The organism is Nocardia speluncae NBRC 108251 (assembly GCF_001613245.1).
GTDB classification, from domain to species: domain Bacteria; phylum Actinomycetota; class Actinomycetes; order Mycobacteriales; family Mycobacteriaceae; genus Nocardia; species Nocardia speluncae.
This window is the reverse complement of record NZ_BDBZ01000033.1, coordinates 39,177-59,157: the sequence shown is the minus strand read 5'-3', so window position 1 is coordinate 59,157 and position 19,981 is coordinate 39,177. Positions and strand designations below refer to the sequence as shown.

Genomic DNA, 19,981 nt, shown 5'->3' with positions numbered 1-19,981 from the left:
TTCCTCGTTCTTACGCCTGTGCTTCAATGATTGTAGAACGTGTTTCAGTTTGTCGAAGGAGACATCTGGTGGTGGATACGCGCATGGGCCGGCCGAACCTGCCGGAGGGGTTCGATGTCACGGACCCCGATATGTACATGCAGCGGGTACCGATCGAGGAGTTCGCCGAACTCCGCCGTACCGCGCCGATCTGGTGGCAGGAGAAATCGCCCGAGGTCGGTGGTTTCCACGACGACGGCTTCTGGGTCGTCACCAAGCATGCCGACATCAAGGAGGTCTCGCGGCGCAGTGATGTGTTCTCGACCTTCGAGAACACCGCGCTGCCGCGGTTCAACGACGATATCGAGCGCGAGCAGATCGAACTGCAGCGTTTCATTCTGCTGAACATGGACCCGCCCGAGCACACCCGGATGCGCAAGATCATCTCGCGTGGCTTCACCCCGCGCGCGATCAACTCGCTGCGGGACGAGCTGTCGAAGCGCACCGAGGCCATCGTCAAGGCCGCTGCCGAGGCCGGGTCCGGCGATTTCGTCACCCAGATCGCCTGCGAACTGCCCCTGCAGGCGATCGCCGAACTGATCGGCGTACCGCAGGAAGACCGGATGAAGGTGTTCACCTGGTCCAACGAGATGACCGGTTACGACGATCCGGAAATCGATGTGGACCCGGTGCAGGCCTCCACCGAACTGCTCGGCTACGCCTATGCGATGGCCGAGGCGCGCAAGGCCTGCCCGGCCAACGATATCGTCACCACCCTGGTCGAGGCCGATATCGACGGTGAAGCCCTCAAATCCGAGGAATTCGGATTTTTTGTGATGCTGCTGGCGGTCGCGGGTAACGAAACCACCCGCAACGCCATCACGCACGGCATGATCGCCTTCCTGGAGAACCCGGATCAGTGGGAGCTCTACAAGAAGGAACGCCCCAAGACCACGGCCGACGAGATCATCCGCTGGGCCAGCCCGATCACCACCTTCCAGCGCACCGCCCTCGAGGACACCGAACTCAACGGTGTCCAGATCAAGAAGGGCCAGCGGGTACTGATGGTGTACCGGGCGGCGAACTTCGACGAAGATGTCTTCGAGAACCCGATGAAGTTCGACATCACGCGCGAGGACAACCAGCATGTGGCCTTCGGCGGTACCGGGGCGCACTACTGCATCGGCGCCAACCTGGCCAAGCTGGAGATCGACCTGATCTTCAACGCGATCGCCGACCATATGCCCGATATCTCCCAACTGGGTGATCCGCGGCGGCTGCGCTCCGGCTGGTTGAACGGGATCAAGGAATTCCAGGTCGACTACAAGACCTGCCCGGTGACGGGGCAGACCGCGAGCTGAGCTCGGCGGAGCAGGCCTCCGGCCCCGGGGACAGCTGGTGTCCGGGGCCCGCAACCGGAATCGAGTGTGCACCGCGCCGTTGTGGCGGCGGCGCGGCCCACAGTTCGGCCCCGCATCCACAGGGTGCGGGGCCGAAGCTTTGCCGGCGGCCCGGGGGGCGTGCCGGGCCGAACCACATGGCAAGTTCGGGCAGGCGACACGAACCGGCCCCGCACCCCTGAGGGAGTGCGGGGCCGGTCCGGTACAGAAGCTGATCGGCAGGCGGGCCGTGAGGGGCAGCCCGGAGCCGATCAGCCGACCGGGGTGGCCGTGGCCATCGCGCGATCTACTTCCCAGAACGCGCGCAGGGCGAGAATCTTCCCGGAGTCGTCCACCTTGTACGTGAAAACACCCTCGGCGTCGATGCGATGCCCGCCGATGGTGCTGCGAATCGTGCCGGTGAACGCGATCTCCGCGCCGCAGGCGAAGGAATCGCCGAAAAGGAACTCGATCGAATCGGTTCCCGCGATCGCCTTGTCCCAGAAGGCCGCAATCGCCGCGGGGCCACGATGGCCCTTGCCTTCGGGGTCGAAACCGGAGGGTCCGATCGGGTCCTCCACGATCCCGTCCGGGGCGAACAGCGCGAGCCAAGCATCCTTGTCCCGGGCGCGTACTGCGGCCTGTGAGGCCAGTCCGGCCGTCCGTGCGGGATGTTCGTCGCTGCTCATGAGTTTTCCTCTCGGCAAGCCTGTGTTGCCGCCACCCCAGCGGGTGGCGGCAACGCTCAGGTGATCGGGTTCTGGATGTTCTCTTGGGCGAATGTGCGCAGCGCGTCCTTCTTCGCCTCGATATCCCCGTCGAATCCGATACCGGCGGCCAGCCAGGGGATCACGATCGCGTCGGTGACGCCGGCGTCGTACTGCTCCTGGTAGCCGTCGCGGCCGAACTTGTCCACGCAGACCGCCTGGATCTCGAACGGCACGTCGGCGCGGTCGTGTTCGGCGCGTAGCTCGCCGAGCCGGGCGATGGTGGTCTGCAGATCGTCGAACTTCATCATCGCCGACGTCCAACCGTCGCCCACCCGGGCCGCACGGCGCAACGCCACCTCGGTATGGCCGCCGATGTAGAACGGCACCGGCTCGCTCGGTGCCGGGCTCATCTGCAGCTCATCGAAATCGAAGAACTCACCGTGATATTCGGTCATGCCGCCCTCGAGGACCTTCTTGATGACCTCGATCATCTCGTCGACCCGGGCGCCGCGGCGCGCATACGGCACCCCGCACCACTCGAATTCCTCCGGCGCCCAGCCGATTCCCACACCGAAGCCGAACCGGTTACCGGAAAGATTCGCAACCGACCCGACCTGGCGGGCCAGCAGCAGCGGATTCCGGGAACCCAGTTTGAGCACATTGGTGTAGAAGCGGAGCCTGGTGGTCACGGCGGCCATGGCGGTCGCGGCGATCAGCGGATCCACCCACGGGGTGTCGGGGCCCCAGAAGCGGGCGCCGTCCGGGGTGTACGGATACTTCGCCGCCTGGGATTTCATATAGAACAGCGAATCCGGCAGTGCGATCGAGCTGAACCCGACCTCCTCCGCCGTTCTCGCCAGTTCGGGCAGTTGTTCCAGCGGGCTGAGCGCGACCCCGAGGCTGAATTTCAGCGTCATCGGCGTTCCGATCCGACGACCCACATCGAGAAGTACTGCGAGCCACCACCGTAAGCGTGACCCAGCGCCTTGCGGGCATTCTCGACCTGGTAGTCGCCGGCGCGGCCCATCACCTGCTTTGCCGCTTCGGCGAAGCGGATCATGCCGGACGCGCCGATCGGGTTGGACGAGAGCACCCCGCCGGACGGGTTCACCGGCAGCGTGCCGCCGATTTCGGTTTCCCCTTTGTCGGTGAGTTTCCAGCCGTCGCCGGGGGCGGCGAAACCGAGGTTCTCCAGCCACATCGGCTCGAACCAGGAGAAGGGCACATAGATTTCGGCGGCGTCGATCTCGGCCAGCGGGTCGGTGATCCCGGCCTGCGCCCAGAGAGCCTTGGCCGCTTCCTGCCCGGCCTGCGGGCTCACCTGGTCGCGGCCGGCGTAGGCCAGCGGTTCGGTGCGCATCGCGGTGGCGTGGATCCAGCCGACCTTCTTACCGGACGCCTCCACCGCGGTGGCCGATTCCTCGCCGCCGATCACCACGGCACAGGCACCATCGGAGGAGGGACAGGTTTCGTCGAACCGGATGGGATCCCACAGCACCTGCGAGGCGAGGACCTCTTCCATGGTCTTGTTGCCCTGCTTGAGATGGGCGTGCGGGTTCTTGGCCCCGTTGCGGCGATCCTTCGCGGCAACCATCGCGCCCACATGCAGCGGCGCGTTCGCCCGGCGGATATAGGACCGCACATGGGGCGCGAAGTAGCCCCCCGCACCCGCGCCCACCGGCATCGTGAACGGCACCGGAATCGACAGCGCCCACATGGCGTTCGATTCCGACTGCTTCTCCCAGGCGATGGCGAGCACCTTCTCGTGCACACCGCCCTGCACCATACTGGCGGCCACGCATGCGGTGGAGCCGCCGACCGAACCGGCGGTGTGCACGCGCAGCAGCGGTTTTCCGGGCGCGCCCAGCGCATCCGCCAGGTACAGCTCGGGCATCATCATGCCCTCGAACATGTCCGGGGCCTTGCCGATCACGATGGCGTCGATATCGGCCATGGTCAGGCCGGAGTCGGCCAGCGCTCGGTCGATCGCCTCCCGGCACATCCCGGCCATCGATACATCGCCGCGTTTGGCGACGTGGTGGGTTTGTCCGGTGCCCAGCACCGCGGCGGGGAAACTCATCGGCGGGCCTCCGAATCCAGGACTGTCACAAGGTTCTGTTGCAGGGCCGGGCCGCTGGTGGCGTGCGCCAGCGTGCGCTCGGCGGTGCCCGCCATGATGGGCAGCGCGGCGTAGCCGATGCGTTCCAGCCCGGTGGCGAACATGGGGTTGGCGGCCAATGCGCCACCGTTCGGATTGACCTTGGTCTCCGGTTTCAGTCCCAGCGCCTCGGCGAGGATGAGCTGCTGGTGGCTGAAGGGTGCGTGCAGTTCGGCCACGTCGATACCGCTGGTATCGCCGTTCGTCACTGCCTGCCCGGCGGTGGCCGCCGAGGGGGAGACTGTCAGATCGCGGGCGCCGAGCACGCTGGAATCGATCCGATGCGACATCCCGGTGATCCACGCGGGACGTTCGCACAGTTCGCGGGCGCGGTCGCCGGCGGCGAGCACGATCGCGGCGGCACCATCGGTGATGGGGGCACAGTCGTGTTCGCGCAGGGGGTCGGCGACGTAGGGCGCGGCGAGCAGATCGTCGACCGATTTACCGTCGACGGTGTGTGCGGCCGAGACGGCGGCCATATCGCGTTCGGTCCAGCGTCCGGCGTCGAGCCCGGCTCGGGCCTGCAACCCGGCGACGGCCAGCGAATCCGGCCACAGCGGAGCGACCAGGTAGGGGTCGAGCTGGGTGGTGAGGACCCTGCGCAGGGTGCTCGCGGAGGATTTCCCGAAGCCGTAGACCAGGGCGGTCTGTACCTGTCCGGAGCGGATTTTCACCCACGCCTCGTACAGGGCCCAGGCGGCGTCCATCTCCACATGGGATTCGTTGATCGGCGGGACGGCGCCGATCGAGTCGATCGCGGAGATGAACGAGAAGGACCGGCCGGCCAGGTAATCCGATGATCCGGAGCACCAGAAGCCGATATCGGATTTGGTGATGCCCAGCTGGTCGTAGAGCTGCTGGAAACAGGGCACCAGCATCTCCACACCGTTGGTGGTGCCATAGGTCTCCGGCACATGCGGTGCGTGCGCGAAGCCGACGACGGCGATCTCGGTGGCGTTATCGTTGGAACGCTCGGTGATGGTCACGCGGGGAGCCCTCTCACAGGTGATGCTTGTAGGTGTCGTAATCGGCATCCGGCTCGCCGGTCGGCTCGAAGTGGTCGATATTGGCCATGGTGTGGCCCCACTCCTCGCGCGGCTTCCAGACCACCTTGACCCGCATACCCATCCGTACCTTGTCGGCATCGATACCGAGAACAAGATGCAGGAAGGGGATATCCGCGCCGTCGAGCAGCACATACGCGGCCACGTAGGGCGGTTTGAGCCGCTGGCCCATGAACGGCACGTTCACGACGCAGAAGGTGGTGACGGTGCCGGACTCGGCCAGTTCCACCATGTCCGCGGTGGACCTTCCGTCGACCGGGTCGACACCGCGCGGCGGGAAATACACCTTGCTGTTCGCGTCGGCACGGCCGCCGATCAGCTTGCCCTCCTTCAGGCCGCGCAGGAACGCGGACTCCTCGGGGGAGGCGGTGTGCTTGTAGTCCATCCCGATCGGGGTGGTGATCATCGTGACCGGTTCGGCGTCCGAGGCCGCCGCCGGCTCCGCCGTCGGGGCGTCGCCGGGTTCGAAACAGGCGATGTCGTGGATCGTTCCGGTGAGCTCTTCGGCCCAGCGAACGGTGACCTGCATACCGGTGCTGATCTGCTCCGGGCTCCGCACGTCCACCGCGTGCAAGAGCGCGGTGTCGGCGCCGTCGAGCTGGATCAGCGCATAGGCGAACGGCCGGTCGAAGGGCTGGCCCGGCAGCACATCACGGACCCAGGTCCAGGATTTGACCGTGCCGGTGGTCGCGACCTCCACGAATTCCGACAGCGGTTCGGAAGTCACCGGGTCGAATTCGGCCGGTGGTACCAGCACCCGGCCGTCCGAACCCCGGTTCCCGAAGATGCGCCGCTCGCGCAGACCGGTGAGGAACTTGCCGATGATGGGTCCCACGGAGCGCGTGTAGTCGAACTCCATTCGCAGGGGCGCACTGAGCACATCGCCCGGTTTCAGTCCCGGCGGGCGTTCCTGCGTAATTACCGTGGGTGGAGTATTCCCATGAGTCACGATATCGAGTAGAACAGGTTCTTATTCTGCTGGCAAGCAGTAGGCCGGAAAGGGGTCGGTTGTGAAGTTCGGATTGCAGCTCGGGTACTGGGGCGCCGCGCCGCCGCAACACGCCGCGGAGGTCGTGGTGGCCGCGGAGGAAGCCGGGTTCGACGCGGTGTTCGCCGCCGAATCCTGGGGATCGGACGCCTTCACCCCGCTGGCCTGGTGGGGTTCGGCAACCGAACGGGTAAGGCTGGGCACCTCGGTGGTGCAGCTGTCCGCACGCACCCCCACGGCCACGGCCATGCACGCGCTGACCCTCGACCATCTCAGCGGCGGCCGGGCCATTCTCGGGCTCGGCGTATCCGGTCCTCAGGTGGTGGAAGGCTGGTACGGGCAGCCGTTTGCCAAACCGTTGCAGCGCACCCGCGAATACGTCGATATCGTGCGCAAGGTGCTCGCCCGAAACGGGCCGGTGACCAACGACGGGCCGAACTACCCGCTGCCCTACAGCGGTGCGGGCGCCACGGGCCTGGGCAAACCGCTCAAGCCGATAACCCACCCGCTACGTGCGGATCTGCCGATCTGGCTGGGCGCCGAAGGCCCGAAGAACGTGGCGCTCACCGCCGAGATCGCCGACGGCTGGCTCGCGATCTACTACACGCCCCGCATGGCCGGCGTATACAACGAATGGCTCGACGAAGGCTTCGCCCGCCCGGGTGCCCGGCGTTCGCGGGAAGACTTCGAAATCGCGGCCACCGCCCAGGTCATCATCACCGACGATATCGCCGCCGAGATCGAACGGATGCGCTGGATCACCTCGCTGTACATCGGCGGCATGGGCGCGCCTGAACTCAACTTCCACGCCCAGGTGTATCGCCGGATGGGCTATGAGAAGGAAGTCGACGAGATCGGCACGCTGTTCCAGGCGGGCAAGAAAGCCGAGGCGGCGGCCGCCGTCCCCGACGAACTGGTGCTGGAGACGGCGATCATCGGCAACGAGGCGCAAGTCCGCGAGCAGATCGGTGTGTGGGAAGCCTCGGGTGTCACCATGCTGCTGGTCTCGGTGCCCGACGTAGATCAACTGAAGCGTGTGGCTCCACTGCTCGACGCCGGGTGAACTTGTTTCAGAAATCGCCCCACGCTACCCGCTGTGCGCGCCTGTGGGGAGCGTGTGGCGAAATCGCCACATCCGAACCAGCCTGTTCGGATGTGGTGATTTCTTGACAGTGGAGCGAACTACCGTCTTCTGACAGGATCGGCCACCGCCCGGACGGTCGCTTACGGGCGGACGAGCCGTTCATAGTGCGGAGACAACCGGTACTTACGGGTTCGGCGGGCCGGGTCTTCGATTTCTAGGAAGTCGGCCTCGAGCCATTCGCGCGCCAGCAGGTTCGCGGTACGCGGTGAAATGCCCAGGTGCGTAGCAATTTCGGGGCCCGTGATCACCACGCTGGTGCGGAACAGTTCGAGCACCCGGCGTTGGCGAGGGTCGAGAGTACGCAGGACTGCCGCGTCATCGGTGTGCCGGGCGGTGGGGGTGGTGACGGTATCGGTTGCGCGGGCTCGAACCGAACTCAATGCGGCCGCCATGCTGTCGCAGAAGAATTCGAGGAAGCCGGTCAGATCGGCTTCGACGCGGCCGAGGTAGTAGTTGTGCGAAGGGCCGACGGTGAGGGCAGCGTAGTACTGGGACAGGTTCCGGGCGTAGTGCTCGTCGAGCGAGTAGATTCCTTTGAGGCCGTAGCCTGCGCGGTGCAGCACGAGGGTTGTGAGTAGCCGGGCCGTCCGTCCATTGCCGTCGTAATACGGATGGATAGTCGCGTACTGGTAGTGCGTGAGCGCGGCAATCAGTGGGGCCGGGAGTTCACGGGTAGCCATCTGGGAGTTGATCCAGTCGAACAGGTCCGCCATCAGAACGGCGACGTCCCCCGCTTCCGGCGGCAGATAGACGACCTTGCCGGTCGCGGCCTCACGGATGACATTCTGGCCGTCGCGGTAGGGAGTAGGTGTCCGCCTACCGTGCATCACGAGCCCGTGTACGCGCCGGAACTCGGTTTCGCTGATCGGGCTGTTCGCTGCTACGATGGATTCGATGTGCTCGAGGGCCTTGTAGTAGTTGCGGACCTCGGCCTCGTCGCGTTCTCGCCCAGGAAAATGGGTGCCTGCCAGCGCTTCGACTACCTGCGCCTGCGTCAGTCGGTTGCCCTCGATCTGGGTGGAGTAGTGGGTTGCCGCGAGCTTTGCTGTCTCGCGGAGGCCGGCAAGGACATCGATATTGATCGGCAACTCCATGATCACCTGGCGGTCGGCCTCGATCGCCATCAACGCCGTCGCGGTCGCGGGATTGATCCCGAAGTTGGGTTCGAACACGCACCTAGTCTACCGATAGATTACTGATAAACCGACATTGAGCTACCGATATTTTGTCGATCGGCTATCTGGCATCGCCGATATGCTCGAACAACGGAACTTTCGCTCTGGAGGCGGTCTCCTGCCCGGGGCGACCACCGTCGGGGGCGGCAGGTCTGCGATCGACGGTCCACTCCGTGCCGTTCCAGTACCTGCTGAGGTGGTTGTTGTCCGGGTCCGGATACCAGCCTGCCGGTGGAGTGGAGTTCATGGTCCCCCTGCCTGTCAATGGCGGTGCGACTCAGCTCGACAGCTGAGTGCCGTGCCGGACAAGTATATCGATGGACTACGAAACCTACATAGCAACAGCGTGATTCGAGGCAGTGTCGTCGACGGTCGGTTCGACAGCTCCACGCCCACCGTTGGGGCGATGGGACGCCGCGGTGGCGGCCCACCGTCGGGAGCGCGGCGCAGCGCGAGTACCGCAGTACCGCACGAAGGAGGGATTCGCGCTCGGTTTCTGGCTCGGCACGCAACAGATCGCCGCGCTCGACGAGCTCGGTATGGGCTGAGGGTCTCACTCCGAGAGATTCCAGGATGGTTCCCGCCGAATAGAGGAAAGCTTCGCTCGGTTCCAAGTCCGTGGAGTGGCTCCGGAACGGGAGGCCGGTAAGGGCTGGTTCTGGTTGCGCACGTGGTCAAATGTCCGATACCGTCGCTGCAAGCTCGCGGGGGCGGAGGAGCCGGTCCAATCCTGCGGTACCAGTTCCGAGATCGGCGCAGGGGAACGAATTGGGCATCTGGCGTAGATCGGCGTATGCGGTGGTGGCCGGGGCGAGTGTCGTCCTGGTGGCGACGGGATGCCAGACATCTGCTGAGGGCAGCGCTGAGCCTTCGGATACCTCGGTGGCGGGGCAGTCTGTGGCGCCGGAGATACCGGACAAGTTCGACCCGTGTGTAGACATCCCCCAGTCGGTTTTGGATACGGAAGGCCTACACGCCGCGGGCAGCGAACCGGACAAGGACGAGATGCGGCGTGGCGATATCGCGTGGAACGGTTGCATCTGGGTGGTGTCCGACGGGTACAGCGCCACCATCAGTGCAACGAACCTGACGATCGACATGGTCCGTGATAAAGCAGTTCCAGGTACGCGGGCAGCCGTCGTGCACGAGCGACCAGTCATCTTCACTCAGCCCAATGGGGCGACATCGAGCGATTGCACCGTGAACGTGGAGCTGGTGGGGGGAAGCTTGGAGTTCCTGGTGGACAATCCGCCGTCTGGCCGTTTGACCGGGGATCAGGATCCGTGTGACATCGCGACGCGATTGGCGGAGAAGGTGCTGCCGCTGGTTCCGGCGGACGCGTAGGGGGAGTGGCAATGATGTATTCGAGCACCACGACAGGGGTGGGCCATGGCGGACGATGGTAAACGTCCCTTTCAGAGTCAGATCGATGCGGCCCGTGAGGGCCAGTTGTCGATGTCGTTCAGCGACGATATCCGGGTGAACGCCGAAGAGTTCGTCTACATGGACCGAGACTGCGCGGCGATGAAAGACAGGATCCGCGTTTACCAGGGCATCGCGAAGGGGATTGCGAACCGCGAACTGTGGGGTTTGGGTGAGGACCCGGCGACGTGGCCCCGGTCGGGAAAAGTCCTGGTCCAGCGGTTCCGTGACAAAGCCATGGGTGATGAATCCGGCAACAGCGTGCACGCCATTCTGGAACGTCACTACCAGATCATCGACGGTATTCAGGAGTTGCATCGGGTGATCGCGCAGCGCTATCTGGACACCGACAGCGAGTTCGCCTCGCGCTACAACGAGGTCATGGCGTCGGCGCCGCAGGGATTTCAGGGGCAGCAGTGAGTGACATCGGCTACGAACAGCCGCAGATCGATAAGCAGGGCGCGCGAGATAATCTCGCGGCGCATTCGCATACCGAGATCATCCGAGCCTTCGACGATATGACGCCCACGGAGGCTTCCGCCGCGAGCGACGACTACGCGAAGATCGCGGACGGTTGGGAAGACGACATCACCACGTTCGCCGCCCGGATCCGGCGTTCGAGTCAATCGGCGTGGGATGGCCCGGCGGGGGAGGCTGCCCGGCAGGCGGTCAACGATTACGCGACCGATGCCACGAACCTGTCGCTGGCGTTGCAGGGTTTGGCGAACCGGGTCGACGATGCGGCGAATGCGGTGTTGAACACCAAGAACGGTATGCCGCCGGTCAAGCATGATGCGCAGAGTTGGTGGAACCCCGGGGACTGGTTCGACGGTGACGGTGGGGTGTCGGAAGCCGAACAGAATGCACGGGTGCATGTCACCAACACCTACGGCGCCGGTATGGCCGCGGCGGACGCCCAGGTCCCAGTGTTGCCGCAGCCGAAGGACCCGGTGGCAGTGGAGCAGCCCGGCACAGGTGATCCAGGAGTTCCGGGTGGTACCGGCCCCGGTGGCCCAGGGACTTCCCCCGCGGGCAATCCGGCCGGCTCGGAGGCACCGGGGCAGGAGCCCCTGGATGAACAGCCCGGCGAACAACAACCGGCCAGTGCGGAGACGACGACCGGCGAGCCCGCGTCGACCGATACCGCAGCCACCACACCGGAACCCACCGTGCCGAGCACCACCGGGAGCCCCGCGGTGACCCCTGCGTCGACCACAACCGGTGCACCGCCGGGTGCCCCCGGGATGCCGTCCGGAACGCCTGGTGCGCCCGGCGGTCCGTCCGGTACTCCGGCCGCGCCTGTACCGGGCCGGACGGTGCCGGGTACGCCCAGTGGTATGCCCGGTGCGCTGCCCGCCTCCGCTGCCGGTGCGCCGTCCGGTTCGTCGGCGGCTCGTGGCGGAATGCCGATGATGGGTGCACCGGGCGCCGGGCGCGGTGGATCGGGAGGCGACGAACATGACCGGCAGACCCCCGATTACCTGATCAACGAGGAGAACACCCACGAACTCCTCGGGGAGGAACCGCGGACGATTCCCGGTGGTGTGCTGGGCGCGGATATCCCCGCCGCGCAGCCCGCCGAAGGGCCTCCCAGTTCCTGACCGGCCGGTCCGCCCGGAACCGCCCGCACCACCGCCGGACCCGCCCGCCGGTCGGTGCGTTGAACGCGCGACCGCAATACCTCGCTTCCCGCACTTACCGGGTGCCGCCCCTTCGGCACCGCGTACCCGCGACCGGCGACCACCCGATAACGCTCTACCGGAACGGATTTCACCCACATGGCCTGGACCTGGGAACCGGATACCTTCGCCGCGCACTGGTTCAGCGAAGGCAACGACCGCATGCCCGCACCCCTGCGCTACCGCAGCCGGTTCCCTACCCTCGACGGATTCGACGCGCACCGCGACGCCGTCCGCGCAGCCCACGACGCCGAGGAACGGGAGCGGATCGCCCTGCTCGTGCACACCCTCGCGCACTGCGATATGCGTATCGAGATCCTGTGCGGCTCGGTGAAACACCGCGGCGGCGACGGCAGCACCCGCAAGGACCTGCGTCTCGTAGGCGCCCGCACTCACGCGCACGCCGCCGTGCTCAGCCAGACGGCGGTGCACGGTACCGATAGCGATATCCGTGCCCAGTTGGTGCGCGCCGACCAGCTTCCCGCCGCGCTCGCCGCCGCCCTTCCACCGTGTGAACCCGGCCGGGACAAGCCTGTCACCTTCGATCTCGGGGATGTGAAGCCCGCCGCGCCCACCGGCTACGTCCCCGACACCGACCCGCGAAACCCGCGCCGGCAATTCTCGCAGCTCGCCCGTCGCCCCGCGGACGGCGGCGGGCACGCGATCCTGCGACTCGGCAATTTCCACGCAGCCCACAACCGGCACCGTGCCCTGCAATGGTTCGATATCACCAGCGACGGCCGTTACCTGGAACAACGTAACCGCACCCATCTCGAGCTCCGGCCCGCGACCGCGCAGGGATTCACCGCCGTGTTCGCCGGATGGATCGAACAGGCTCAGCGAACACTGCGTGAGATGGCGGACGACGCGGCCTACTGACCGCCGGTCGGGGCCGGGCGCGCGCCAGGTGCGTTCGCCGGTGCGCCGGTCGGTGGCTCGGGGACTGTCTCCCGCTCGCATGAGGCTCACCGATAGTCCTGGGCGCACAGTAGCGGTGGATGCAGACCCTGGTCGACCAGGCGGATACCGGTCCAAGGGCAGGGGCGGTATCCGTGTGGGGCGATCCGGCCGGCCTGGATCGGTGCGAATTCCCGGCATCCGCCGGGGCAGGCGATCGAGGCGATCGGCCCCCATGGTGTCGCGCCGGGACGCGTCACGATACGGAGTTGCCGGGTGGTGATGAACGGCGTGCATCCACATGGGGGTGCGGTGTCCCGTACCCCGACCCCGATCCATGGGCACAGACCGGCGACATTCCGGAAATGTGGTGCGATCCGCCCACCGGTGACCAGTGCACCGCGCAGGCAGTGCAGCGACTCGGGGCATCGGATGATGAGTTCGCTGTCGTCGCGGCGGGCGATATCGAGCGCGGTCAGCGGGACCCAGGGTTCGGTGTGCAGATCGCAGGTGTCAACGGCCATATCGCGCCTCGGGGTGGGTCGCGCGGTATCGGGCGATGACCCCGTCGATTTCGTATTGGGTGCGAATCGCGGGTCCGCTGCCGGTGTCGAGATCGCGTAGGCCGCGGGCAACTCGTTCGAGAACGTCGAGATCGGCGCATTCGGCCGCCCGCCACAGCCACGCCGCCGCCCCCGTTGCCGCGCGGCTCGGTCTCTTGCGCTGCGGTAGCGCGGTTGCCCCGGTCTGGGACATTTCGGTGTGGATAGGCGGCATCGGTGCCTCCGATCGTCGGTCGATTCGCTTGGGGCCGTGCTGTTCTGGCCGACTCAGTAGAGCGGATGGATTCGCGGATTCAGCGCCGATGCGGATGATCCGATCGAATCGATCCGCAGGCCGAGGACGTGATCCGGTGGTCGCTCGGCAGTCATCCGTAGATCCGGGTGGTCGTATCCAGAGAGAACGGGGTCGAATTCTGGATATCGACTCGGCGTTTGTTCTCCACCGGGAGCGTCGGGCAGATTCGGCACGATTCTCTGTGAGGCGGTGTTATTTCCGCGGGTAAGGTGCCGGGCATCGGCTGACGACGGCGCCGCGGGCGCACAGTCCGATGAGTTTCTTCAGACCGAATTCGAGGGCGTGATCCGGGGAAGCAGGTTGTCATGGCAGATATCGGCTCGACTCTCCCGCGTCGCCAAGTCGGGCGATACCTGCGAGAGCTACGGCAGGGGGCGGGGCTGACGATCGCGGAACTGGCCCGGCGTATCGAGCGCGGGGCGACCACGGTGCAACGGCTGGAAACGGGGACGGCCGAACGTATCCGGCTCTGGGATATCGACGCCATCTGCCGGGTGTGCGGTGCCGACGAAACTACCGCAGTAGCATTGAAAGGCCTTGCTCAGCAAGGAAATTCCAAGAATTGGTGGCATCAGTTCGGCGACTTGATCCCGCTGAAATTCGACGTATACATGGGCCTGGAAGCGGGGGCCGTGAAACTGGCATACTTCGCTGAACTCGTGCCGGGCCTGCTCCAGATCCCCGATTACGCGCGGACATTGACCCGGCTGGCTCATCCCACCGAACCTGATAGTGAGATCGTTCGACGGGTTGAGATGCGGGTACGGCGTCAGGTTCAGATAACCAAGAAGTCGAGACCGCTGCCGATCGATGTCATCCTGGACGAATCAGCCCTGTACAGGGTTATCGGTAGCCACCGCATCATGGCAGCCCAGCTTCGGCATCTTGCGGACACGGGAACTCGTCCGAATGTTTCGGTCCGCATTCTTCCCTTCGCTGCGGGGCTTCCGTTCGGCGACCTGACCGGACCGTTCATCATCCTTGATTTCCCACCGGGGTCCACGGGAGAGTCAGCAGAGCCGCCGGTGGTGTACGCGGAGGGTTACACAGGGGCGATGTACTTCGATGATCCAGAACTTCTCCACCGGTATCGCACTGCGCATACGAGCCTGCGGCGGGTAGCGTTGGACGAGCAGGAGAGCAGGAAATTGCTTCGTGAGAGGGCAAGGGAGTTCGCAGGGTGAGCACTGATCTATCCGAAACCCGGTGGTTCAAGAGCAGTTACAGCGGCGGCAGCCAAGAGTGCGTCGAGGTGGCGTTTATCGACGGCGATGCAGTAGGTGTGCGCGATTCCAAGGATCGTGGCGGCTCGGCGTTGTCCTTCACCCCTGCGGCTTGGGAAGCCTTCACTGCGAGTGCCCGTTCCGGCCGGTTCGACCGGCCGTAGCCCACTACTGGGCGGTGGAGCCGAACACGGGGGTGCCGACTTCGGGTTCGGCCCGACGAGGCTCGGCCGGGCAGCTTCGTTTCGGTTGAATCGAGCGGTGACCGACTTCCGGCAGCGGGCTTCTCGGTAAGCCCCCGGTGTATCGCGAGGTTGTCCGTATCGAACGCTCATGGTTCACTGGTTCGGCACTATGGGAGGGGGGCAGTGCATGCAGGCGGCGGCGGCACTCCGCGCGCTCGGCGTAATCAAACATGGGATCACTCTGCACGGCCAGTTCGGCATGTGGTTCGCAGCCTCCGAAGGGATCCTTGGGGCAGTGGAGGCAGGTATGAATGCCGTCGTCGAATTCCCTGAGATACCCGGCATCACAGCTGCCGAGGGTTATGACCATCCCGGAGCAATCACGGCATGAATAACCCGGAGCAACCAATATTGGACGTCGCGCACGGCGACAAGGCGCTCTCCCAGCAGGCCACTCGCGCCCTTCGGGTATTGGCCCAGCATTCTTCGGATCCGGACCTGAAGAATCAGATCAGCGATATCGCCAGTGGCCGATCGAGTGCGCGCGAACTGATGAACAACCCGGCTTTCAACCGTATTCTCGATAATGTGGCCCCGGCGGCGATCCGCTGGGCTGCCGAAACACCCGCCGCCGAGCGTGAGCGACTTGCCGAGCAGGGCCAGGCCGATCTCGACCGGCTGAGCACGGAGTCCACGGTCGCTGAAACACAGCAAACACCACCGGTAGATGTAGCTGACCGTCCGTCAAGCGATTCGGCGGGGAATGCCCCGGAAGCGTCCCGTTCCCACAAAGCCGAACCGGTACGCGATCCGAAGAAATCGTGGCGCGATATTGTCGTCACCCCCGACGAACCGGACGAGGACGACCTGTACTTCCAGGAACGACAACGCCGCGGCTGGCTGGAGTGAAGTGAGCATGGCCAGCCGGGGGCCGGTGGCAATCGCGATCCGTCCCGATCGGGTATACGGCGGCAGGACTGACAGAAGTCCGTCGGTCTTCGTGGTGGCCGAATCACTACCGGATCTGTGCAGTCGGCACGGATTCGAAGTGGCGGAACGACTACCGGTCGAAGCGATGTTCGCCGAGCCCGATCCGGAATCCCAGCAATTGACCTTCATCCATGACGTAGTCGACGCCCCCGGCCGCGGCTCGTTGGTGAATGCCTTCCGAGCCCCTGCCGCTGATGCGATGGTTACCGCGGAATGGCCCTGTTGCCCGTCGTGCCTGCGTCATATGCGGTTCTTTCGCTGGACGGGCCGTGTGCTCGTCGGAGTCGCGATGCTGATCCTGATTCTGCCATTCGCCCCGATAGTCGCGCCGGACTGGTTTCGCTCGCTCGCCATCGACGACAACACGGTGGCGCTCCTCCAACTGACTTCGTTCCTTGCGTCTACCAGTGCTGTGCTGCTCATGGCCGCGCGGGGCGCATTCAGCTACACGCGGCCGATACTGCAGGCCCGGCTGAACGAAAACCGGACAAGTCTGATCGTGTCGGCCGCCCACCCGGAATTCGCCGCGGAATTGGATGACCTCCGCGCGCAGCAGAACAGGACGGCGGGGTCGTAAACGAAGCGAGTGATCCTCCGGACGGTGGGTGCTGGTCATTTGGACGGTAGGTTGCTGGTCATTTGGACGGAAACGACCGGCGACGGTGGTGCAGGGCGTTCGGTGTCGGGCCGACACGAGTATGGCCGTTCGGCACCGACTCAGTGCGGTCCGGTCGTTTCCCAAGGATTGATGATGTCGAGACCTAGATCGGTGAAGTCCTTGACGTTGCGGGTCGCCACCGGGCAGTCGTTGGCGAGGCAGATCGCGGCAATCTGTGCGTCCGCGTATCCGATCGGCCGGCCTCGGCGACGGCGTTCGGCGAGAATTCGACCGTAGATACGAGCCGCACGGAAATCGTAGGCCTCGACCTCGTCGCCGAATTCGTCGAACAGTTCCGTCGCCAATGTGGCCAGGCCAGTATGAACAGCTCCGACACCACGGTTGCATCGGCGATGATCACAGCTGTGCTGCCCCGGCTTCGGGCTGCTCCGGGATGTCCAGCTCGGCGGCGTAGGGCCGACTGCGCTCATAGAGCTCGTGCAATAGCCGTTTCGGACGTACTGCCGCGGCAAGTATGGCTCGGGCTTCGGCTTCCATGGTTCGTCCGTGTGCGGCGGCTCGTCGGCGCAGGTGTTCCTTTACGTCGCTGTCCAGGTCGCGGATGGTTATTGTTGCCATGCAATCAATGCAATCAATGATTGCGTCGAGTTGTCACCGCCGGGGCCGGCGATCGATACCGCGGGACCGAGCATTCTCAGGCCGGTTCGCCGGCCGGTTCCTCCGTCCATTCCGGCGGCAGATCGAACAGCGGGAAAAGCCGTTCGGTATCGAGGAAGAAATTCAGGCCCGCGATCACGCCGTCCTGCATTTCCAGCACTGTCACCGACCAGGGCACCCAGCGGCCGGGTTCGCCGCTCGGCTTGTAGTGGCCGAAGGCCGGATGGCCGTTGGCGCCTCCCAGTGGGACCAGCCGGGAATTGCGGCAGGCGGCGCCGGTGCCGAGCATGAAGGCAGCCACATTCTCCGGGCCGGAGATCCAGAGATCGAACGGGGGCATGGACAGCGCCACATCGGTTTTCAGCAGTGCGGTGAGCGCGTCCATATCGTAGGACTCGAAGGCGGTGACGAAATCGTTGATCAGTTTGCGCTGGTCGGTATCGGTTTCGTCGTAGCTGTCGGTGTCGGCCGGTTTGACCTTGCTCATGGTGGCGCGGGCGCGCTGTAGGGCGCTGTTCACCGATGCGGTGCTCATGGTGAGTGCTTCGGCGGTTTCGTTGGCCGAGAAACGCAGCACCTCGCGCATGATCAGGATGGCGCGCTGGGTGGCGGGCAGATGCTGGCAGGCGGCGACGAAGGCGAGGCGCAGGCTGTCCTTGGCGCTGGCGTGATCGGCCGGGTCGGCTCCGAAGGCGAGCGAGTTCGGGATGGGTTCGACCCAGACATAATCCGGTTTCGGCGGGCCGAGTGGGTGATCAGGAGTGCCGGGGCCGGACAGGTCCATCGGCCGGGCCCGGCGCTGCGGCCCGTCGAGCATATCCAGGCAGATATTGGTGGTGATCTTGTAGAGCCAGGAGCGCAGACTGGACCGGCCCTCGAACGAGTCGTAGGACTTCCAGGCGCGGGTGAAGGCGTCCTGGACGGCATCCTCGGCCTCGAAGGACGAACCCAGCATGCGGTAGGCGTAGGCGCAGAGCTCACGCCGATGTGATTCGAAGGATCTCAGTACGTCGGCGTCGATCGTGCCGGTCTGCTCGCTCATGGGTGTCACTTTGACACAAGCCCCCGACATGTGAGCAGAGGATGAAAAAGCCTGTTCACAGGTGCGCCACTGCAGTCCCGTCAGGCACAACCGCCACATGTGTGTCCCCCGTCGAGGCTCGGGTCCGGCGGTATCCCGGTTCGGTGGTTGCGCCGCGAAACTGCCGGTCTCGCGCTTCCTGCGGCGGTGCGACGGGCCGTCCGGCCGCGAGTTGCCTCGCTGAAGTGGCTTGCGGGCCGGAAACCATTCGCGGCCGGTCGTCGTCCACCCCTGTAGACGCGAGGCAGCCCTCGAGCCGGTGCCCGGCGGCCCCTCGGATGCGTGGGCTGCCGGGTGGAGTGGAGAGCGCGGTCCGCCCGGGTTCCGGAGATCGGCGGGGGTTCCCGGACGCGCTGAAAAGTTTCCGTTGGGCGCCGATGACTTTCCGAAGCGGGTGCCGTCTCTATCCATAAGCCGGCCGGAGACCGAACCGCCATTTCGAAAGGACCGAAACCGTGAGCAGCAAAATGATTTTCGTGAATTTGCCCGTGACCGACCTGGTGCGTTCCAAGAGTTTCTACGAATCGCTGGGCTGGAAGGTGAACGACGATTTCACCGACGAGAATGCCGCCTGCATCGTCGTCGACGACAATATCTGTCTGATGCTGCTCACCCACGACCATTTCGGGGTGTTCAGCAAGCGGCCGATCGCCGACACCAAGGCCGCCACCGGAGCCGCTTATGCGCTATCGCTCGGCAGTGCCGATGAGGTGGACCGGCTCACCGATGCGGCCGTCGCCGCCGGTGGTACCGAAGAGGTCAATACCGATAAGCAGGCGCAGGAAGCGCAGGTCGGGATGCACGGCCGCACCTTCCTGGACCCGGACGGACACCAGTGGGAGCCCTTCTACATGAACTACCCCGGCGCCGAATAACAGCGCGTAGCGGAAGAAATGTCCCGGTCGACAGCTGTCGACCGGGACATTTCTGCTGTCTCGCCGGCCGCACCGGGCGGCGGCTATGCGTGAACCTGCAAGTTCACTTTCCGCTGAAGGTGGGCTTGCGCTTCTCCTTGAATGCCTTCGGGCCTTCTTTCGCGTCCGCGGACTGGAAGACCGCCATGCCGAGCTTGGCGTCGATCTGGAACGCCTCTTCCTCGGGCATGGCTTCGGTATCCCGGATGGTCTGCAGGATCGCCTGCACCGCGAGCGGGCCGTTGGCGGCGATCAGGTCGGCCAGTTCGAGGGCCTTGTCCAGAGCCTGGCCGTCCGGGACGACATGGCCGACGAGGCCGATCTCCTTGGCCTCCGCGGCGCTGAGATGCCGGCCTGTCAACAGGATGTCGGCGGCCACGGTGTACGGGACCTGGCGGACCAGCCGGACCGCGGAGCCGCCCAGCGGGAACAGGCCCCAGCGCGCCTCGGAGACGCCGAACTTGGCGCTCTCGGCGGCGACCCGGATATCGGTGCCTTGCAGGATCTCGGTGCCGCCGGCGATGGCAGCCCCCTCGACAGCCGCGATGAGCGGTTTGGTGAGGCGGCGGCCCTTGAGCAGTGCCTCGATCTTGGACAGGTCCCAGCCGCCGCCGGCAAACGAGTCCCCGGGGTGCTGCTGGGTCATACCCTTGAGATCGGCGCCCGCGCAGAACGCGCCGCCGGCCCCGGTCAGGATCGCGACCCGGATCTCCGGATCGTTGTCGACCTGATCCCAGGCGTCGCGCATGATCGCCATCATTTCGCCCGAGAGTGCGTTACGGGCCTCGGGGCGGTTCATGGTGACGATGAGGACGTGGCCGCGCTTCTCGACGAGGCATTGAGGCATCGTTGTTTCTCC

Annotated in this window: 26 protein-coding genes; 13 read left to right on the top strand and 13 right to left on the bottom strand. The window is 65.4% G+C overall.

Annotation, left to right across the window (positions count from 1 at the left end):
- The first annotated feature begins 83 nt into the window (after window positions 1-83).
- Window positions 84-1,340, top strand: a complete 1,257-nt coding sequence (locus NS6_RS23790) for a cytochrome P450 (protein WP_068045534.1) — start codon at window positions 84-86, stop codon at window positions 1,338-1,340.
- Window positions 1,341-1,630: 290 nt separating this feature from the next.
- On the opposite strand, the gene NS6_RS23785 is transcribed toward NS6_RS23790, so the two are convergent.
- The 5 genes from NS6_RS23785 to NS6_RS23765 are packed head-to-tail and all read right to left on the bottom strand — an operon-like array spanning window position 1,631 to window position 6,239.
- Window positions 1,631-2,047 carry a nuclear transport factor 2 family protein gene (locus NS6_RS23785; RefSeq protein WP_068045531.1) on the bottom strand — a complete coding sequence of 139 codons (417 nt, stop codon included), beginning with the start codon at window positions 2,045-2,047 and terminating at the stop codon, window positions 1,631-1,633.
- A 56-nt stretch (window positions 2,048-2,103) separates the two neighbouring features.
- Window positions 2,104-2,979, bottom strand: coding sequence for a TIGR03619 family F420-dependent LLM class oxidoreductase (locus tag NS6_RS23780; RefSeq protein WP_068045854.1), 876 nt, complete (start codon window positions 2,977-2,979; stop codon window positions 2,104-2,106).
- A gap of 2 nt (window positions 2,980-2,981) precedes the next feature.
- Window positions 2,982-4,148 (bottom strand): thiolase family protein, encoded by a 1,167-nt coding sequence (locus NS6_RS23775; protein ID WP_068045527.1) that lies wholly within the window; start codon window positions 4,146-4,148, stop codon window positions 2,982-2,984.
- A complete protein-coding gene (locus tag NS6_RS23770) occupies window positions 4,145-5,212 on the bottom strand; it encodes a thiolase family protein (RefSeq protein ID WP_245669482.1) in 1,068 nt (355 codons plus the stop codon). The genes NS6_RS23775 and NS6_RS23770 overlap by 4 nt, the downstream gene beginning before the upstream one ends.
- A gap of 13 nt (window positions 5,213-5,225) precedes the next feature.
- The gene (locus NS6_RS23765; protein WP_371859354.1) at window positions 5,226-6,239 is read right to left on the bottom strand and encodes a Zn-ribbon domain-containing OB-fold protein; all 1,014 of its coding nucleotides are present in this window, start codon (window positions 6,237-6,239) and stop codon (window positions 5,226-5,228) included.
- A gap of 61 nt (window positions 6,240-6,300) precedes the next feature.
- Here NS6_RS23765 and NS6_RS23760 point away from each other — a divergent pair, with 61 nt between their 5' ends.
- Window positions 6,301-7,341, top strand: a complete 1,041-nt coding sequence (locus NS6_RS23760; RefSeq protein ID WP_068045522.1) for an LLM class F420-dependent oxidoreductase — start codon at window positions 6,301-6,303, stop codon at window positions 7,339-7,341.
- Between the two features lie 161 nt (window positions 7,342-7,502).
- Here the strand turns inward: NS6_RS23760 and NS6_RS23755 are convergent, their stop codons facing one another.
- Together NS6_RS23755 and NS6_RS36485 are read right to left on the bottom strand one after the other, a co-directional pair.
- Window positions 7,503-8,594 (bottom strand): Fic family protein, encoded by a 1,092-nt coding sequence (locus NS6_RS23755; protein ID WP_068045519.1) that lies wholly within the window; start codon window positions 8,592-8,594, stop codon window positions 7,503-7,505.
- 64 nt (window positions 8,595-8,658) lie between these two features.
- Window positions 8,659-8,844 (bottom strand): DUF2510 domain-containing protein, encoded by a 186-nt coding sequence (locus NS6_RS36485; RefSeq protein WP_084471351.1) that lies wholly within the window; start codon window positions 8,842-8,844, stop codon window positions 8,659-8,661.
- A gap of 172 nt (window positions 8,845-9,016) precedes the next feature.
- Between NS6_RS36485 and NS6_RS35485 the strand changes: the two genes are divergently transcribed.
- The 5 genes from NS6_RS35485 to NS6_RS23735 all read left to right on the top strand — a co-directional run bounded on the left by NS6_RS35485 (window position 9,017) and on the right by NS6_RS23735 (window position 12,577).
- Window positions 9,017-9,145: a helicase associated domain-containing protein gene (locus NS6_RS35485; protein WP_210747211.1), complete on the top strand. Its 129-nt coding sequence runs from the start codon at window positions 9,017-9,019 to the stop codon at window positions 9,143-9,145.
- Between the two features lie 220 nt (window positions 9,146-9,365).
- The gene (locus NS6_RS23750; RefSeq protein ID WP_168443491.1) at window positions 9,366-9,941 is read left to right on the top strand and encodes a DUF3558 domain-containing protein; all 576 of its coding nucleotides are present in this window, start codon (window positions 9,366-9,368) and stop codon (window positions 9,939-9,941) included.
- 45 nt (window positions 9,942-9,986) lie between these two features.
- Entirely contained in the window at window positions 9,987-10,439 is a 453-nt protein-coding gene (locus tag NS6_RS23745; RefSeq protein ID WP_068045514.1) for a hypothetical protein, read from the top strand.
- A complete protein-coding gene (locus NS6_RS23740; protein ID WP_084471350.1) occupies window positions 10,436-11,620 on the top strand; it encodes a WXG100 family type VII secretion target in 1,185 nt (394 codons plus the stop codon). The genes NS6_RS23745 and NS6_RS23740 overlap by 4 nt, the downstream gene beginning before the upstream one ends.
- Before the next feature lie 177 nt (window positions 11,621-11,797).
- Entirely contained in the window at window positions 11,798-12,577 is a 780-nt protein-coding gene (locus NS6_RS23735) for an ESX secretion-associated protein EspG (protein WP_068045511.1), read from the top strand.
- An 86-nt stretch (window positions 12,578-12,663) separates the two neighbouring features.
- Here NS6_RS23735 and NS6_RS23730 read toward each other — a convergent pair whose 3' ends face one another.
- Together NS6_RS23730 and NS6_RS23725 are read right to left on the bottom strand one after the other, a co-directional pair.
- Complete coding sequence (locus NS6_RS23730) at window positions 12,664-13,119, bottom strand: hypothetical protein (protein ID WP_068045508.1); 456 nt, start codon at window positions 13,117-13,119, stop codon at window positions 12,664-12,666.
- Complete coding sequence (locus NS6_RS23725) at window positions 13,109-13,351, bottom strand: hypothetical protein (protein ID WP_157112913.1); 243 nt, start codon at window positions 13,349-13,351, stop codon at window positions 13,109-13,111. The genes NS6_RS23730 and NS6_RS23725 overlap by 11 nt, the downstream gene beginning before the upstream one ends.
- A gap of 407 nt (window positions 13,352-13,758) precedes the next feature.
- Between NS6_RS23725 and NS6_RS23720 the strand changes: the two genes are divergently transcribed.
- The 5 genes from NS6_RS23720 to NS6_RS23700 all read left to right on the top strand — a co-directional run bounded on the left by NS6_RS23720 (window position 13,759) and on the right by NS6_RS23700 (window position 16,428).
- Window positions 13,759-14,637 (top strand): helix-turn-helix domain-containing protein, encoded by an 879-nt coding sequence (locus NS6_RS23720; protein ID WP_068045504.1) that lies wholly within the window; start codon window positions 13,759-13,761, stop codon window positions 14,635-14,637.
- A complete protein-coding gene (locus NS6_RS23715; protein WP_068045501.1) occupies window positions 14,634-14,840 on the top strand; it encodes a DUF397 domain-containing protein in 207 nt (68 codons plus the stop codon). The genes NS6_RS23720 and NS6_RS23715 overlap by 4 nt, the downstream gene beginning before the upstream one ends.
- A gap of 169 nt (window positions 14,841-15,009) precedes the next feature.
- The gene (locus NS6_RS23710) at window positions 15,010-15,252 is read left to right on the top strand and encodes a hypothetical protein (protein WP_068045497.1); all 243 of its coding nucleotides are present in this window, start codon (window positions 15,010-15,012) and stop codon (window positions 15,250-15,252) included.
- On the top strand, window positions 15,249-15,770 hold the full coding sequence (locus NS6_RS23705) for a hypothetical protein (protein ID WP_068045494.1): 522 nt from the start codon (window positions 15,249-15,251) through the stop codon (window positions 15,768-15,770). The genes NS6_RS23710 and NS6_RS23705 overlap by 4 nt, the downstream gene beginning before the upstream one ends.
- Before the next feature lie 166 nt (window positions 15,771-15,936).
- Window positions 15,937-16,428: a hypothetical protein gene (locus NS6_RS23700; RefSeq protein ID WP_157112912.1), complete on the top strand. Its 492-nt coding sequence runs from the start codon at window positions 15,937-15,939 to the stop codon at window positions 16,426-16,428.
- A 140-nt stretch (window positions 16,429-16,568) separates the two neighbouring features.
- On the opposite strand, the gene NS6_RS23695 is transcribed toward NS6_RS23700, so the two are convergent.
- From NS6_RS23695 to NS6_RS23690, 3 genes are all read right to left on the bottom strand, one after another.
- Window positions 16,569-16,814 (bottom strand): PIN domain-containing protein, encoded by a 246-nt coding sequence (locus NS6_RS23695; protein WP_068045489.1) that lies wholly within the window; start codon window positions 16,812-16,814, stop codon window positions 16,569-16,571.
- 52 nt (window positions 16,815-16,866) lie between these two features.
- On the bottom strand, window positions 16,867-17,088 hold the full coding sequence (locus tag NS6_RS36010; RefSeq protein WP_084471349.1) for a FitA-like ribbon-helix-helix domain-containing protein: 222 nt from the start codon (window positions 17,086-17,088) through the stop codon (window positions 16,867-16,869).
- A 76-nt stretch (window positions 17,089-17,164) separates the two neighbouring features.
- A complete protein-coding gene (locus NS6_RS23690; protein ID WP_068045486.1) occupies window positions 17,165-18,169 on the bottom strand; it encodes a sigma-70 family RNA polymerase sigma factor in 1,005 nt (334 codons plus the stop codon).
- A gap of 506 nt (window positions 18,170-18,675) precedes the next feature.
- Between NS6_RS23690 and NS6_RS23685 the strand changes: the two genes are divergently transcribed.
- Window positions 18,676-19,083, top strand: coding sequence for a VOC family protein (locus NS6_RS23685; protein WP_068045483.1), 408 nt, complete (start codon window positions 18,676-18,678; stop codon window positions 19,081-19,083).
- Window positions 19,084-19,186: 103 nt separating this feature from the next.
- On the opposite strand, the gene NS6_RS23680 is transcribed toward NS6_RS23685, so the two are convergent.
- Window positions 19,187-19,969 (bottom strand): crotonase/enoyl-CoA hydratase family protein, encoded by a 783-nt coding sequence (locus NS6_RS23680; protein WP_068045480.1) that lies wholly within the window; start codon window positions 19,967-19,969, stop codon window positions 19,187-19,189.
- Window positions 19,970-19,981 lie beyond the last annotated feature (12 nt).